Annotated in this window: 15 protein-coding genes; 8 read left to right on the top strand and 7 right to left on the bottom strand. The window is 59.3% G+C overall.

What is annotated here, in order from left to right; genetic code table 11:
* Positions 1 to 77 precede the first annotated feature (77 nt).
* Positions 78 to 524 carry a VOC family protein gene (locus tag IPP88_04200; GenBank protein ID MBL0121946.1) on the top strand — a complete coding sequence of 149 codons (447 nt, stop codon included), beginning with the start codon at positions 78 to 80 and terminating at the stop codon, positions 522 to 524.
* Between the two features lie 135 nt (positions 525 to 659).
* Here IPP88_04200 and IPP88_04195 read toward each other — a convergent pair whose 3' ends face one another.
* On the bottom strand, positions 660 to 989 hold the full coding sequence (locus IPP88_04195) for a HipA domain-containing protein (GenBank protein ID MBL0121945.1): 330 nt from the start codon (positions 987 to 989) through the stop codon (positions 660 to 662).
* An 84-nt stretch (positions 990 to 1,073) separates the two neighbouring features.
* On the opposite strand from IPP88_04195, the gene IPP88_04190 reads away from it, so the two are divergent.
* The 4 genes from IPP88_04190 (at position 1,074) to IPP88_04175 (ending at position 4,423) form a co-directional block, all read left to right on the top strand.
* A complete protein-coding gene (locus IPP88_04190) occupies positions 1,074 to 1,235 on the top strand; it encodes a hypothetical protein (GenBank protein ID MBL0121944.1) in 162 nt (53 codons plus the stop codon).
* Between the two features lie 181 nt (positions 1,236 to 1,416).
* Complete coding sequence (locus IPP88_04185; protein ID MBL0121943.1) at positions 1,417 to 2,376, top strand: glycosyltransferase; 960 nt, start codon at positions 1,417 to 1,419, stop codon at positions 2,374 to 2,376.
* A 102-nt stretch (positions 2,377 to 2,478) separates the two neighbouring features.
* Entirely contained in the window at positions 2,479 to 3,525 is a 1,047-nt protein-coding gene (locus IPP88_04180; GenBank protein MBL0121942.1) for a hypothetical protein, read from the top strand.
* Between the two features lie 106 nt (positions 3,526 to 3,631).
* Positions 3,632 to 4,423 carry a S9 family peptidase gene (locus IPP88_04175; GenBank protein MBL0121941.1) on the top strand — a complete coding sequence of 264 codons (792 nt, stop codon included), beginning with the start codon at positions 3,632 to 3,634 and terminating at the stop codon, positions 4,421 to 4,423.
* Positions 4,424 to 4,636: 213 nt separating this feature from the next.
* On the opposite strand, the gene IPP88_04170 is transcribed toward IPP88_04175, so the two are convergent.
* The 3 genes from IPP88_04170 to IPP88_04160 form a co-directional block, all read right to left on the bottom strand.
* Positions 4,637 to 5,434 carry a glycine zipper 2TM domain-containing protein gene (locus IPP88_04170; GenBank protein ID MBL0121940.1) on the bottom strand — a complete coding sequence of 266 codons (798 nt, stop codon included), beginning with the start codon at positions 5,432 to 5,434 and terminating at the stop codon, positions 4,637 to 4,639.
* Between the two features lie 233 nt (positions 5,435 to 5,667).
* Positions 5,668 to 5,880: a DUF3820 family protein gene (locus IPP88_04165; protein MBL0121939.1), complete on the bottom strand. Its 213-nt coding sequence runs from the start codon at positions 5,878 to 5,880 to the stop codon at positions 5,668 to 5,670.
* Positions 5,881 to 5,887: 7 nt separating this feature from the next.
* Positions 5,888 to 6,247 carry a translation initiation factor Sui1 gene (locus IPP88_04160; protein ID MBL0121938.1) on the bottom strand — a complete coding sequence of 120 codons (360 nt, stop codon included), beginning with the start codon at positions 6,245 to 6,247 and terminating at the stop codon, positions 5,888 to 5,890.
* 170 nt (positions 6,248 to 6,417) lie between these two features.
* Between IPP88_04160 and IPP88_04155 the strand changes: the two genes are divergently transcribed.
* Positions 6,418 to 8,478, top strand: coding sequence for an amidohydrolase family protein (locus IPP88_04155; protein MBL0121937.1), 2,061 nt, complete (start codon positions 6,418 to 6,420; stop codon positions 8,476 to 8,478).
* A 166-nt stretch (positions 8,479 to 8,644) separates the two neighbouring features.
* Here the strand turns inward: IPP88_04155 and IPP88_04150 are convergent, their stop codons facing one another.
* Positions 8,645 to 9,097, bottom strand: a complete 453-nt coding sequence (locus IPP88_04150) for a hypothetical protein (protein ID MBL0121936.1) — start codon at positions 9,095 to 9,097, stop codon at positions 8,645 to 8,647.
* A 965-nt stretch (positions 9,098 to 10,062) separates the two neighbouring features.
* On the opposite strand from IPP88_04150, the gene IPP88_04145 reads away from it, so the two are divergent.
* Both IPP88_04145 and IPP88_04140 read left to right on the top strand, forming a co-directional pair.
* Positions 10,063 to 11,553: a D-alanyl-D-alanine carboxypeptidase family protein gene (locus IPP88_04145; protein MBL0121935.1), complete on the top strand. Its 1,491-nt coding sequence runs from the start codon at positions 10,063 to 10,065 to the stop codon at positions 11,551 to 11,553.
* 82 nt (positions 11,554 to 11,635) lie between these two features.
* Complete coding sequence (locus IPP88_04140) at positions 11,636 to 13,246, top strand: fibronectin type III domain-containing protein (GenBank protein MBL0121934.1); 1,611 nt, start codon at positions 11,636 to 11,638, stop codon at positions 13,244 to 13,246.
* Between the two features lie 643 nt (positions 13,247 to 13,889).
* Here the strand turns inward: IPP88_04140 and IPP88_04135 are convergent.
* The gene (locus tag IPP88_04135; protein ID MBL0121933.1) at positions 13,890 to 15,098 is read right to left on the bottom strand and encodes an IS91 family transposase; all 1,209 of its coding nucleotides are present in this window, start codon (positions 15,096 to 15,098) and stop codon (positions 13,890 to 13,892) included.
* A 9-nt stretch (positions 15,099 to 15,107) separates the two neighbouring features.
* A complete protein-coding gene (locus IPP88_04130) occupies positions 15,108 to 15,983 on the bottom strand; it encodes a site-specific integrase (protein ID MBL0121932.1) in 876 nt (291 codons plus the stop codon).
* Between the last annotated feature and the right edge of the window lie 127 nt (positions 15,984 to 16,110).

Here is a 16,110-nt window from a genome sequence, read left to right as displayed (position 1 = left end):
TTACATAGCTGACATTGTCGTTAGCGCCTAATATGAGCGTCGTGTAACGGATCCACCTTCCAAGATCGGAGGCGCAAATGAAAAATCCCCCAAAAGGCTGGCCGCGAATTTCATCCGGAATTTACTACCGTGAAGCCGGCAAGATGATCGACTGGTTGTGCAATGCCTTCGATTTTGAAGTGAAGCTGAGGGTCGAAGGCGACAATGGCCGCATCGAACACAGCGAGCTTTCTTACGGTGACGGCGTGGTCATGGTGAGCGAAGAACGAATCGGCGCGACCTCCAAATGGGGCGTTGATCTGAAGAGCCCGCTATCGGCAGGCGGCGCGAACACGCAAGGCATGATGCTGTATGTCGATGACGTCGACGCACATTGCGCGAAGGCGCGCGCGGCTGGAGCCAGGATTGTCGATGAACCCGCCGTACACGATTATGGTGAAGACTATTGGGCCGACCGCAGTTATGGCGCCGTCGATCCCGAGGGACATTTCTGGTGGTTTACACAGCGCATTCGCGGCGACTGACTACGCGGCTGTCACGTATTCGTCATCTGAGTTGACCAACAGCGACGCCATCGACCGCGCCCACCCCGAGCCGCCACCTACGTAAAGGCCTATGGCACAAGCGCGGTTTGTGTATGCATGCGCATTTCGATAGGCTCACGCGGCGCTGAGCATGCGGTCAATTGCCGTCTCCAGGTCCTTGACGCGAAGAACTTCCCGCCCGAACAAGTTAAGCGCCCGTCGCGCCTCTTGTTCGGCGACTGACAAGGCAGGAACGTCCTTGGGGATAAACGCCGCTGTGCAGACAATGTCGTAGCGCGGGGATAGTCGGCAATCATCGGAACCCGGATGGGTGTACAGCAAGCCGAAATTTTTCAGATGTAATTCGCGCCGGCGACTTTTTACAGTGGCTCCGGCACAGGATCGTGGATGGATCTGGTTATCGCAGAGAATTTGGCGAAGGGAAAATAGTCTATCCCGGCGCAGTGGATTTTCCGCACGCCCGCGTGTACCTGCCGGATCTGGCGCGTACTTTTGTGGCGGTTGCCGGCGCGCGGGCGGTACCGACCGATGTGGCGCGAACTGCTGGAGATGCGCTACCTGTGGGATGAGGCGCATTCGCTGGACGACAGTCACCTTATGGAATTGCTTGGGGAGGTTTCCCGGACGCCGCTCGACGCAGCGATGGATCAAACCTTCGAAACTTGGTGCGAATGGACGGATCAATCATAGACCAGCGAGAAGAAAGCGACGTAAACAAAATGGACAACTAATGCTTACAACTTCTCGCTGAAGAATTGAGCTAGTAACATATACTAGTGCCACAAATAACCGCGAGTAACACGCCGCTAACGTGATGCGCCAAGTAGAACCGCAGCGAAAAGAGGTGCCACCATCTCCCCCGGCTTCACTCGTGACGGTTGTGATTCGAAGTCTCGGGCGACCGCACCTGGCGAGTGCGCTTGCGTCTGTCGCGCGGCAAACGCACCGCGAGATCGAGGTGCTGATGGTCGATGCAACAGGCGGCAAGCATCCATCGATGGCGGATCGTTGCGGAGACTTCCCGCTTCGTTTCGTTTCCGGATCAAGAACTCTGAACCGGCCCGAGGCGGCTAACCGTGGTCTGGATTACGCACGCGGTGCATGGATCATCTTTCTCGATGACGACGATTTTTTTGAGCCCGGCCACATTGCCTCACTACTCAAGGCGGCCAAGGAAAACCAGACGGTCGTCGCCTACGCGGGAACGCGCATGCTCGATGGGAATGACCAGGCCATCGGCGAACTCAACGAGCGTTACAGCCGCCTCAAACTGTGTGCCGGGAACTTCATGCAGATGGGCGCGGTATTGTTTCACCGCAATCTGCTGCAACAAGGTTGCCGATTTGATGAGCGCATGCTGCTTTATCAGGACTGGGACTTTTGGTTGCAGCTATCCAGATTCAGTCATTTTGCGCACGCCGCGGAGATCACCAATAACTGGCGCATTCACACCGGCGAGTCCGGCGCGGGCGCCGGCGAAAATGCCAATCTGGTTTTGCAGGCCGAATTCACCGCGAAGGTTAAAGACAAGTGGCAACCGCACCACGACCGGCTCATCGAATTCGTCCACAATACGGTCCGCCGATCCAACCAACAGATTTCGACAGGCAGGGCCAATCGTGCGGTGAAATGGCTGCGGCGGGCATTGACGGCAATGCCCAACGATCCGACGCTGACCAATTTGCTCGGTCTCGCCAAATATAAGGCGGGCGACTTGACCGGCGCATGGCACGCGCTGGATGATGCGCATGCACTCCTGCCGGAAAACGACGCGATCGGTCGGAACCTGGTGCAGGTTGAAAAACTGCGGCGCACGCGTCGATCGAAATAAAGCTGCAAAATGTCGCCCCAATCATGTCGAACAATGCGCTTGGCCACGGTCATGATGCGATGTCGCCGGATGATCAATAACCCAAATCAAGAGAAGGATCAAATGAACAGAGCGGCACTATTTTTGCGCGTTGCATCGTCTTTGTTATTGTTGTGCGTTGCCGCGGGCTCCGCAGTGGCACAGACGGATTTGGAGAAGTTATTCAAGAATGCACAATTCGCTTCGGCCACGCTTTCGCCCAACGGAAAATATCTCGCGACGACCGCGAACATCAATGGGCGCTTCCATTTGGCGGTCGTGGAAATCGAGACGGGCGCCGCGAAAAATCTTGCCGGCTATGAGGCGGTCGATATTTACCAAATCAACTGGATCAGCGACGAGCGCATTGTCTTCAATATCATCGATCGCGAAGAAAAACAAAATTCCTCGTATAGCGGCCTCCACTCCATCGATCGCGAAGGAAGCCGGCTCACCAACCTTGGCAGGCCGATGGACGGGGGCCCAGCGACGATCGGCTGGACGGGGAAGCCGTACCACATGGAAATAGCGGGGATTGTCCGCAGCGATCCCGACAGCATCATCGCGCTGGGGCATTTTTATAATCGGGATGTACTGCCGTACCGCATCGAGAGCACGACCGGCAGGCGAAAGGAAATCGCCTACAACGTCAACGGGCTGCCGCGAGGTTTTGTATTCGACGCGAAGAGCCAGTTGCGCGTGGTGGTCACCGCCAATGCCATCGAAAGCGAATTGACGATATGGCATGCCGATCAGACCGGGCAAGAGTGGAAGAAGCTGTCGACGCATAGTCGCCTGGACCCTAAATTTACCGCGCTCGCTTTTGATGCGGACAACACCACGATGCTCGTTTCCGCGCCGACCGCCGAGGGGCGGCTGGGCATTTACAAGTACGACTTCGTCAACAACAAACCCGGCGAATTGCTGGCTGCGGATAAATCCGTTGATGTGGGGAGCGGTCTCGTATTCGGCCCAGACACGAAAAAAATTGCTCGGCGTGAGAATGCAGACCGAGCCACCCCAAACCATTTGGCTCGACAAGGCTCGCCAGTCTGCAAGCCGGCATCGACAAGGCCTACCCCGGCATGGTCAATGTCATTCATCCGGGCAACGCCGGAGCCGCATTGCTGATCCATTCCTACTCGTCGACCCATCCAGGCAACTATGCGCTCTACTACCCGGACAAAAGAAGCTGCAGAATCTGCTGGCCACGCGCCCATGGATTGATCCGACGAAAATGTCACCGCAACTGGTGTATGACTACGTCGCGCGCGATGGCCTGCCGATAGTTTCCTACCTGACGCTGCCGAAAGGGCGTGAGGCAAGGGATTTGCCGCTGGTGGTGAATGTTCACGGCGGCCCGTGGGTACGCGACCGCTGGGGCTTCAGCCGTGAAGTGCAATTCCTGGCGGGTTTGGGTTACGCCGTGCTGCAGCCGCAATTTCGCGGCTCGACCGGGTTTGGCGATGCACATTTCAAGAAATCCTTCGGTCAGTGGGGCCTCGCGATGCAGGACGATATCACTGACGGGATCAACAGCCTGGTGAAGCAAGGCGTCGTGGACCCGAAACGAATTTGCATCATGGGGGCCAGCTATGGCGGATACGCCGCAATGATGGGCCTGGTCAAGGACCCGGATCTGTATCGGTGCGGCGTCAACCTGCTGGGCGTGACTGATATCGGCTACTTATTTACGGAAGGTGCATGGCGGAACGACCGCGTGGCGGGCTACGCTTTCAAGGAAATGGTTGGCGATCCTGATGCACTGCGCGCGCAGTTCGTCGCTACGTCTCCGTCGAAGCAGGCAGACAAAATTCGCGCCCCGGTATTCATGGCTTACGGTGAGCATGATCTGCGTGTCCCACTGATCCATGGTGAAGAGATGCGCGACGCGCTGAAGAAACACAAAAAAGTGTACGAATACATGGAGCTGGAAAAAGAAGAACATGGCTTCGCTGCGGAGAAAACCCGATACCGGGTCTATGGCGCGATCGAGAATTTTCTGAAGACCTACAACCCAGCGAAATAGCGGGGCAGTTGTTTTCGTGATCTGGCGAAATGGGAATTTCCCGCCGCGCCAAAATGTGTAGAGTGCCATTTGACGGGGCGTTCACGGCAAAAATGGCTGCGCAGGCGCCACAGTGCTTGAGTTTGACGCGGCGGTGCGGTGAACCCAGGTAGGGTGCGCAAAAAAGAAAAGCGGCCGTGACGGCCGCTTTTCCATTACCGGGTTTGAAACAAATTACTGCCGTGGTTCGCCCCGGCTATTAACCGCGATCGTCCTGCCGGGCGGCGCGCTCATTTCTATCCGGTGCTCGACGCCGCGAAAGACGTAGGTCACGATCCAGAATTCGGGCCGGCCACTTGCGACCGTTTTGCAGCGTTGCACGTCCCTGTCGTACGCTACCGCGCCGTCGCCACGTCCGCCCCCAATGACCGCACCCGCCACTGCGCCCGCGGCGGTCGCCGCATCCTTGCCCCGTCCGCCGCCGACCTGATGGCCGAGCACGCCGCCAATGATCGCGCCAAGCAGCGCGCCACCGGCGTCGCCGGACGGTCCTTCAACGACTTGCTGACGCTCGACCCAGCAGCGTTGTTCCGGCGGTCCCACGACCGCGCGTACCGAGCTCACCGGCACTTCATAGATGCGCTCACCGGGGCGTTGACGATATTCATAGATCGGTGCGGGTGGCGGCGGAGGTGCCTCGTTTTCATAGCGCGCACGCTCACTCACCGGGCGCGCCGAGGACACTCGTCCGTCCAGGCCCATTCTGCCGAGTGAATCGTAACTGCCGCGGCGAAGTACGACGCAACGGCCCTGAAAGCGCGCGTCCGTACATATTTCCCAGCTACCACGATCGACGACCACCGATGAGGCGCGATCATTGAATCCGTAACGCTCGAAGTTCTGCACCGGTTTGTTGGCTGTGAAGGCACGTCCACGGAATCCATCTCCCTGGTAGAAGGTAATCTGTGCCGCTGCCTGGGCAGCGAAAGCGAGGGCGGTTGCGCCCAGCGCAGTCTTGAATTTCCATTTCATGGTTGAATCTCCAAATTGTATCCGCGCAAAATGCGCACTTGCAGTGACTCCCTCGGCAGCTAACGCGGCGGGGCAGGCATTCGTTGTCATGCAATGCACCGAAACGCGACATGTTTCGGTTTCACGCCTGACAATATTCATCCGCCGCTGCCGCTACCTTGCGTTCTCCGAATCTCGTGTTCAATTCACGGTCTGCGCCGCTCACTTGCCGGACCACCAATTTTCCGCGTGCCTCAGCGTCCCCTCAAGGGATCGAGCAGCGATGATAGCCCGTTATGGTCGATCTCAAGCATCAGCGCCATCAGACGGCCGATTTCACCTTTTGGGAAACCCTTGCGTGCAAACCAGCTCAGGTAATTGCCGGGCAAATCGGCGATGATGCGCCCCTGATATTTTCCATAGGGCATTTGTCGTGTCACCAGCAACTGCAGATCTTCGGCGTCCACGTTTCGGCTAGCCCCCGGCCCGCTTGACGATCATGCCCAGCTTGCGGATAACATCCATGGCCGCATCGCATCGGTCACCCTGCAATTCAATGGTGCCGTCTTTCACCGTCCCCCCCGTGCCGCAGGAAGTCTTCAGTTGCTTGCATAGTTGCGACAGCGCGTCGGTATCCAGCGCCAATCCACTGATCAGCGTCACGGCCTTTCCGCCACGTCCTTTTGTTTCGCGGGAAACGCGCACCACGCCATCTGAAGCAGGCGGCGATGTCTTCTTTCCGCATGCGCACACCGCGACCGGCCTGCGGCATGCCGGGCACATCCTGCCGGATTCGGTCGAATAGACAAGGCCGCCACTTGTGTTGCGTTTCATCGCGGTGTACGTCTCTGATAGTTCGCGAGAACGGGTGGATGCGCGTGAACGTCATGCATTAAGTAAATCTCCCGGAAAACCTTCGCAAGCCATAGCTTATCTGACTACAAACTTGCCGTGCACGGGTGTTTCCAATAACCTGTTTCGCTTGACAGTCTTTGAGCGAACTCATGATAAGTAATTCGCGTGTCCTGCTTGTATTGGCGCTTTGCCTGGCGGCACCTTTCGCCGCTGCCGCGCCGGACGTGGCGATTGTCGGCGCCACGCTGATCGATGGCAACGGCGGGCCGGCGCAAGCGGATTCAGCCATCGTCGTCAGCGGTGCGCGCATCAGCGCGATCGGCCCGCGCAACTCGGTGCGCATTCCCGACGGCTCGACGGTGATCGATGCGACGGGGCGCTACGTGGTGCCCGGCTTCATCGACACCAACGTCCACTTATCGTTGTACGGCGGATCACGCGACCGCTACGAGACCCTGGCCAAATATCACTCGCGCCAGAACGACATCGTCCTCGAAGCCGCGCAGATCGATTTGCGCCACGGCGTGACCACCGTTCGCGACAGTTACGGCCTGCTGATACCGCTGACGCAAGTGCGCGACGCGATTGCGCGCGGCGAAGCCACTGGCGCGCGGATTCTGGCGGCGGGGAACATTGTCGGATGGGGCGGTCCCTACTCGGTTTCATTCAGCCTCACGCCACAGAAGGATCTCACGCGTTTTCAGGAAGAAATGAATGATGCCGTTGCGCAAGGCGCGGGCGAGGACCTCGCCGACCTGACGCCCGACGAATTGCGCGCCGCCATCAACAAGTATCTCGACAAGGGCCCGGACTTTCTCAAGTTCGGTGGCACCAGCCACTTCGCCCAACCGGCGTATATCGGTTTCTCACCGGACGCGCAGAAGGTGCTGGTCGAGGAAGCACACAGGCGCGGAAAGGTGGCCGAAACGCATTCGACCACCATCGACGGACTCAAGTTGTCACTGCAGGCGGGGATCGATCTGATCCAGCATCCCGAAGTGATGACGCCACGGCAGTTGCCCGACGATCTCGTGAGTCTGATCCGTCAGCGCAATGTGATTTGCTCCATGCTGGTGAACACCATCACCGGCGACGCGTGGCAGAAGCACCTCAAGACCAAGGCCGACGCGGAAAAGAAATTTCTGGAGGCGGACAAGAAAGGCCCCCTGCCGAGAACGCTGGTCGAGGAACGCCGGCGCGCGGACGCGCTCGAAACGGACATGGATACGCGCCGCGACAATGCGCAGAAACTGATCCGCGCCGGTTGCACTGTCACCGTCGGCACCGACAGCTACTGGGCCGCCGCGCAGGAATTCGCGATGGCACCCAAGCCGGACAGCCAGAGCCACGGCATCGGCACCATCATGGCCATTGAAGGATTGGTGGAACTCGGCATGACACCGCTGCAAGCCATCACCGCCGGCACACGCAATGGCGCGATGGCCAGCCGCAAATTGGCCGAACTCGGTACGCTGGAAAAAGGGAAGCTTGCGGATCTGGTCATTCTCGATGCCGATCCGCTCAAGGACATTCGCCACATCCGCAAGGTGCGATCGGTGATGCAGGGCGGCCGCCTGCTGGATCCGGGCGCGTTCCCCGAAAAGCCGGTGCTTTCCAAAAAGGTCCTGCTGCTGACGCCGGACTCGCCGCTCATGACCCGACAGGCGCCTGCAAGTTTTCGTGTGAAGTTTGAAACCAGCCGCGGCGACATGCTGCTGGAGTTCAATCGCGAGTGGGCGCCGATGGGTGTCGATCGTTTTTTCAATCTGGTGCGTAATGGTTATTACGATGGCAACCGTTTTTTTCGCGTCGTAAAGGATCGCTGGGCACAGACCGGCATCAACGGTGATCCGGCGATTGCAGCCCTATGGCGTACGCGCACGATCGCAGATGACCCGCGCCGTGAATCCAATGTTCGCGGCACCATTGCGTTTGCTTTCGCCGTGCAGAATGGACGCAGCACGCAGATCTTCATCAACACCCGCGACAACGCCGGGACGCACGACAAGGAACCGTTCGTGCCGATTGGCAAGGTGATTGAAGGCATGGACGTGGCCGATGCGCTTTACGCGGAATATGGCGAAGCCTCGGGGAGCGGAATCCGTGCCGGCAAGCAGGGGCCGTTGTTCGCCGGGGGCAATGCGTATCTAAGCCGCGACTTTCCACGGCTGGACTGGATTCAGCGGGCGACGGTGGTGGAAGCGCCGTAGCCTGCATCGAGTGGATGGACAAACGCAAGCGCTGGCGGGGCTCTCAGGGCGATAATGCCTGAAACGCCGCACCAGTGCTTGTGATACACCTGCCAGATTGTGCCTGCAGTGGGTAACAAAACCGGCAAGGTCAACTGCGACTGCGTTGATGGTTGATTTGAAAAACTCAGATGCGCCCGTCGTAATAGGACCGCGCCGTCGACATCTCCACGGCCATGTCGATGTAGCGGCGCGTCGCGGCGCAAAGGTGCATGACGGTGGCCACCGCATGTCGCGCGGCGCAGGCTTCATAGGCGCGCTCCAGCGCGTCGTCAGCTTGTCGCCACTCGGGCGTGGACAAGTCGTTGTCGTCAAATTGATCACGTGACGATTCAAAAAACTGTTGCAGTGCTTGCAGCAACTGCGTTCGCATATCGATGCGAACACGCGAAATGGGCAACCATGGCGGGTGTTTGACCGGCGGCACGTGCGATTGAAAATTGCGGCTTCCCATGGTGGCATTCTCCTTGGCGAAATCGTTGTGTGGCGCGGGTCCGCATACGCTTGCGGTGTGGCGCGATAACCACAGCATGCGCGCAGCCGCGCCGGGACCATCCGGAAATAAGATGGCAAAACCCACGTCAATTCCGCGGTGCCGCCTGTGAAGCGGTGAAAAGAACCGCATTTATCCTTGAATTCATGACCACGAACGTCGCTGCCACGTGGCAACATAGGGTCTGGTGAAGCGGCATAGAAAACCATTGCGCATCGCAGGTGTCGGCACTTCCGTGCGGCCGGTGAGTTACGCTAACGTTTCAAGTGATACAAGTAATACAAAAGGCGAATATTGAACGTACACATGCTTTGTCGGGGTTTGGTGGCATTGCTGGCGGCACTGGCCGGGATGGTGGCCATCGTGCCCGGCTCGGCCCAGGCGCAAGCCATTGTCGTCAACGGTGCGTCTTGCCCGGCGGCCTCGGTTCAATTTTCACCGGCCGGAATGGTGGCCATCCTCCCCGTGGGTTGTTCGGGAAACGGCAATCCCTGTGATAGCGCCCTCGTCACGTTTTCGTCCGCCGGTATTTCCATTCAGGCGCCGCCAGCGTGTCTGACCGCACCATCTGTACCGTCGCCGATGGCGCTGCAGTCGGTTCTGGTCAACGGCAATATCTGCAATGGCGCGACGGTGACGCATTCCGCTGGCGCCATCGCGATCGATGCGACGCCCGCATGCCTCGCGGCCACGCCGCTGCTGCCCGCGATCTCCCAAATCAGTCCGGCCTCCGCCTATGCCGGCCAACCCGTTACCATCACCGGCAGCAACTTTTTTGCGGGAGCCAGCGTCACCGTGGGGGGTATCGCGGCGAACATACTCGTTTCGACCGGTACCACGTCCCTCACCATCGGCATCCCCACCATTGGACTCGGAATGCAGCCGGTGATCGTCACCTCCGCCGGACTATCCTCGGCCGCCTTCCAGATGAACATCATCGCGGTCCCGGTGCCGGTGAAACTGGTGGCGTCAAATCGCGCAAAGTTCATGGTACCGCGGGTACGTTTGACCTCGCCATTGATACCACGCCCGCCATCGGTGGGAGTGTCAGCGTGGAGCCACGCAGCATCGGCGCGGGTCACACCGTCGTGTTCCAGTTTGACGGCGCAATCACGACTCCCGGGGTCGTCACCGCGGTCGATTCAACCGGTGCCCCGGTCAGCCTCAATGTGCCGGCGTTGTTGCCGGGCAACGAAATCCTCGTGACCCTGCCGAACGTCGCCGACAACCGGCGCGTCACGATATCGCTCGCGGGTATCAATGGCGTGAGTAACGCGCATGCCTCAATGGGTTTCCTGTTGGGGGACGTCAATAATTCGCGTGCAGTCGACGCCACTGACCTTGCCGCGGTGAAAGCCTACTCTAGGCAAGCATCTGGATGCGACCAACTTCCGAATGACCTGGAAAATAACCGGCAGCATCAATGCCGCCGACATCGCAGCTATCAAGGCGCGTCAGGGCGACGCTGGCGCCTTGAGTCGTTCACCTGCCTGCTACTATTTGCCTCGTCACTTTACGGCGAGAGTCTGATGCAGTCGGGACCCGAATCCAACATTGAAGCGCTGGGCATTTCGCGTGCGTCGCTAAGCGCGCGCGGCCTGTGCGAGCACGAAGAAGCCGGCACGCTGGTTTTGGCGGAGATCGGCGCGGATGGACGCGAGTATCTTCTGGTGCCCGCCGCCGCTGCCTGGCGCGATCTCAAGGCCGCTGCCGGTAACGACGGCAGCACGATTTTTCTGGCTTCGGCATTTCGCAGTGTGGCCCGTCAAAGCGAAATCATTCGTGAAAAACTCGATGCGGGAATGGGAATTGGCGAGATCCTCACGGTTTGCGCGCCACCGGGATTCAGCGAACATCACACCGGGCGCGCCGTGGACATTGTTTGCCCGGATATGCCGGATCTTGAAATCGAGTTCGAGGAAACCGAGGCGTTTCAGTGGCTCGTCCGCCACGCGCGCCGTTTCGGTTTCACGCTTTCTATCCGCGCGGCAATGCGGACGGCTATCAATACGAACCCGTGGCACTGGTGTTTTCGTCGCGCGGAGTCGGCATGTCCGCGTAGTTTGTCACCTGCCGGTCGCGGCGGCAATGCCGATCAGCAGCGCTCGGGAGTTTATACTTTCGTCAGCAAGTTCGAGGCGAAGGAGAATTTTCATGATGCCCACAGTGTCCCTTTTTCGGCTGAGCGGGCTGCTTTGGCGTGGACTGTACCGCATGCTCTACGTCGCCGTCGCGTTGGCGAGTGTTCCGTCGGTGGTCCACGCCGTGGGCGAATCAACGAATGGTTTCCCCAACTGGGAAGAGCGCGTCATTCACACCTGGATCAACCGCGCGCGCAGCGATCCGCAATTCGAGATGAACGCCTGCACCGCCGGCAACTGCGGGGAGAAAGCCTGTTACACGGCGATGGCGCCGCTGAGCTACAGCCTGGCACTGAATCGCGCGGCGCGTTTCCATTCGGACGAGATGTTGCGTCAGGGGTACTTTGCGCACGATTCAATTTGTACCATTGTCAGCGACATCAATTCAAAATATCCGGGTAGCTGCAACGGTGCTGCTTCATGCGCCTGCGTAGGCGGGACAGCGACTTGTTCACCAAGTGGCTGCACTGCCACGTTTTCACGCATGCCGCTGTTTGGCACCAGTGGAACCGGCGAGATCATCGCTTCGCCAACTGATCCCAATCAGGCTTTTTACCTGTGGCTTTTCGAACCATCTTCAAGTACAACGTGTACGTTCTCACAGGCCAATGGGCATCGCTGGCTGATCCTCAAATCGACCAGCGCTGTTGGCGCGGGCGTGTCGGTGCCGTCGGGATATTCCGTTGGTGATTTTGGTCCCGGCGTCGCACCCGCCAAGATTCCATCCGGCTCACACTATCCGCGCCAGTCCGCATCGGTGGACGTATGGGCCAACTGGTTTGACACAGCCGGGCCTACGACAGCGCGCGTAAACGTCGATGGCACCTGTACCCCCATGACGCTCGGCCGCGGCACCATGCAGAACGGCGCGTACAAAGCCACGCTCACGAACGTCGCGACGGGCTGTCATCGTTACTACTTCGAATTCAAGGATTCCTCCAACCAGGCTGTCACCTACCCGACCACCGGGTCGCTCGGTATTGGCGCCGCGGGCACATGCCCGGACTGGGAAGTAGCCCGCCCGGCAACCTGTGACGCACCGCCGCAATTCGTATTGAGTGTGGTGCTCGCGGGCTCCGGTGGTGGCGCAGTCACCTCGGGGCCCGTGGGAATCAGTTGCGGCATGGACTGCGGCGAGCTTTTCAACGCCGGTACGATGGTCACGTTGACCGCCATGCCGGCCGGTGGGTCGCTCTTCAATGGCTGGTCAGGCGGCGGGTGCAGCGGCAATGGCACGTGTGTGGTGACCGTCAACGCAGCGACAAGTGTCACCGCGACCTTTACCGCCATCACCGTGCCCGACGCGCCGATCATTCTCTCGGCCACACCCGGCAACGGCCAGGTGTCCGTGTCCTTTTCGCCTCCTGCTTTTGACGGTGGCAGTCCGGTCACCGGATACACCGCCCAATGTGCCGGCGCACAGACCGCATCCAACACCGGCGCGGGATCACCCGTCACGGTCACGGGCATGATCAACGGCCAGTCCTATTCCTGTGGCGTCATTGCGTCGAACGTGATCGGCGATAGTCCCGTGTCGGGACGGATTCTGGTCACCCCCAACACCGGCACACCGTTAGCACTTCTCGGTGTGAAGTCCCGCAAGATCCATTTTGCGCCGCCGCCATTCGATTTGCCGATCGACTACACAGTACCCGTCGGCAGCAAGGTGACGGTGGAACCACGCAACATCGGCGCCGGACATGCCATCGTTTTCCAGTTCAACAGCACGATTTCCTCGACGGGAATCGTGAGCGCCATCGACACCGTTTCCGGCGCGATCACCGGCGTGCTCGCGATTTCTGCTGGCAGCGAAATAATCGTTACGCTTCCAGGCGTTCCAGACAAGCGGCGTGTAACGGTGTCACTGACGAACGTCAATGGGGCAGGCGTCAATGCTGCGGCAACGATCGGCTTCCTGGTAGGCGATGTGAACAGCACTGGCGTTGTCAATGCCAGCGACATTGCGGGTGTCAAGGCGCGATCACTGCAATCCGCGAATACGGACAATTTCAAGTTCGACCTCGATACCTCGGGCACGATCAATGCCACCGACGTTTCTGCAGCGAAGGCGCGGTCAGGGCGAGTGCTGCCCTGAGATCTTCAGATGGCTCTTCACCTTCGTCACGGCAGGATGCTGTGGGGCCGTTCATTTGAGTTGGCGGCAACGTTCTATCGGTGATCTTTTGAGAGGCGATGTTCTGCGACGTCTGCGAGCAATATCGCGTCTGCAATGTCTAATCTGGATTAATTCGTTTCCTTGACGAATGACCCTATTGGGTGACGTGAATATTCGCGTTTCGATACACTTCGGAATTACAATTTTCTCGGAAGCATACATTCGACCAACGACTGATTTCGAGAACCGCGACCGGCTGGTAACGTTAAGGTTTGTACGATGCCTGCCCTCACGCGATGAACGGTGAGCACGAGTCAGTGCCGGTGGGCAGGCGTTGTACAAGCCTCGAAGGAGGAAACCGCGGAATGCAGCGACACGGCTTGTTGACGCGACAGCGTCTATGGGGATTTGAATGTCCGCGGCTGGGGTGGCGCAGCAGAATGGCTACGGAGTCGGATGGCACTGTTCCCAGATTGCATCGATGTGACGCTTCCTGGCCAGTTTGTTCGGCGATGATTTAGATGCAATACGTCGGTTTTGCGGCCGATGGCCAAAGCGTCTCCTATCGGCGCTTCACATCGAAGAGCAGACGGTCGGTGTTCTGGTTGATTAGCCGAGGGGGTCATGGTGGCTGTCGCAACCGGGGCGGTGCCCGGATCGGTTGAGCGCGCGCCAGGGTTTCAATGACGATCATTGCCGCCCCGCAGTCTGGACAGACGAACGTCGGTGGAACGATGGCACCGGATGGGGCCGTTCGGTTCGCATCAGGCAAGCTGACTTTGATGGCCGCTGGCTCAGGTTGCAGAAGTTCAAGCATACGTGCCAGATTGGCCTTGCGCGCCGCATTGGCGATCAAGCCAAAGTAACGGATGCGGTGAAAGCCGCCCGGCAACACATGCAGCAGAAAACGGCGCATGAACTCCTCGGGCTTGAGCGTCATCGTCTTGTGTCGCGTCCTCCCCTTGGCCCGATAATCCTTCCATCCGAACGTGATGCCTTGCTCATTCATGCTGATCAGTCGCTGGTTGGAAATGGCCACGCGGTGGGTATACCGCGACAGATACGCCAGGACGGCGGCCGGACCGGCAAAAGGACGCTTGGCATAGACCACCCATTCGCACGTTCGCAACGGTGCCAGCCAATCGTCGAATGCCGTCGGATCGGCCAGATGCGCGAAGTCACCGAAGCACTGCAACCGGCCGGCGCGCTGTGCGGCGCCAAGCTCCTCCAGAAAGCGCCGCCGAAACAGTCGCGAGAGCACGCGCACGGGCAGGAAGAAACCCGGCTTGCAGCGGATCCAGCGTTGGCCATCAGGCGACAAACCCCCGCCAGGCACAATGCCATGCACGTGAGGATGATGCGTCAGTGCCGAGCCCCAGGTATGCAGTACCAGGGTCACGCCGATCTGGGCACCCAGATGCCTGGGGTCGGCGGCGATGGTGCGCAGGACCTCGGCGGCGACTTCAAACAACAGACCATAGATCACCGTCTTGTTGTAATAGGCGATCGCGCTAATCGGTGCGGGCAAGGTGAAGACGACGTGGTAATAATCCACCGGTAGCAGTTCAGCCTGACGGGCATCGAGCCAGCGGCGCGCGGCGCGGGCCTGGCATTTCGGACAATGCCGGTTGCGGCAGGAGTTGTAGGCAATCTCGAGTTGTTCGCAGCGCGGGCAGCGCAATACATGTCCCCCCAGCGCAGCACGGCGACACTGTTCGATGGCCGACATGACCTTGAGTTGACCCAGACTCAGATGCGCGCGCTCACGCAGACGCCAGGCTGTCCCGTGGGCACGAAAGATATCGGCGACCTCCAGGGCCGAACGCCCCATGATCGACCCCTACGTGGGGTGCAGCATCTCCAGCGGACTGATGACTTCACGCAGAATGTCGGTGGCGACTTGGGTATAGAGGGCTGTCGTTTCCAGTTTCTTGTGTCCGAGCAGGACCTGGATCACACGAATGTCGACCTTCTGTTCGAGCAGGTGGGTGGCGAAGCTGTGACGCAAGGTGTGCATCGACACCCGCTTGTCGATCTTGGCCACCTCCGCGGCGGCATGGATGGCCCGATTGAGCTGACGCGCGGTGAGCGATTTGATCGGGTCCAACCCGGGAAACAGCCAGCCGCCGTCGAGCATCTTGCCTTGTGCGCGGGCCACCCGCCACCAGTGGCGCAAGCGTTCGAGCAATATGGGCGAGAGCATGGCGTAGCGATCCTTGCTGCCTTTACCTTGCTCCACCCGCAGGATCATGCGGTTGCTGTCGATGTCGCCGATCTTGAGTGAGACCACTTCGCTCACCCGCAAGCCGGTACCGTAGGCAACGGCCAGTGCGGTCTGGTGTTTGAGGTTGCGGGTCGCGGCGATCAGGCGGCTCACCTCTTCGCGGCTCAGTATCACCGGCAGCGTCCGGGGAACCCGCACCGGTTGCATCTTGCCCATCAACTCGGTATCGCCGACGGTGATCTCGAAGAAGAACTTCAGACCGGTGATGGTGGCATTAAGTGAGACCGGTGAGATGCCGTGATCGACCAGATACAGCTGATAGTTGCGCAACTCTTCATCAGTCGCTGTATCCGGTGAACGATGAAGATAGCTGGCGAACTTCCGCACTGCGCGGACGTACTGGGTCTGGGTCTTGTCGGTAAACTTACGCATGCGCATGTCGTCGATCATGCGTTGACGTAACTCACTGTTGGCTGCTGTCGATTGGCTCATGGCGCGGCTCCTGTCGAAAAGCGAGGCGGATTGCCTCACCAATCAACATAAACAGAACCACAATCCCTGTCTCTCAAAGACCCACCGACCTCTGATCGAAGTGCCAATACCGCGCGAGCGGTTTAGT

The sequence above is a fragment of the Betaproteobacteria bacterium genome, assembly GCA_016720925.1.
GTDB lineage: Bacteria > Pseudomonadota > Gammaproteobacteria > Burkholderiales > Usitatibacteraceae > UKL13-2.
Note: the sequence above shows the minus strand (reverse complement) of the source record. Positions and strands in the feature narration are given on the sequence as shown.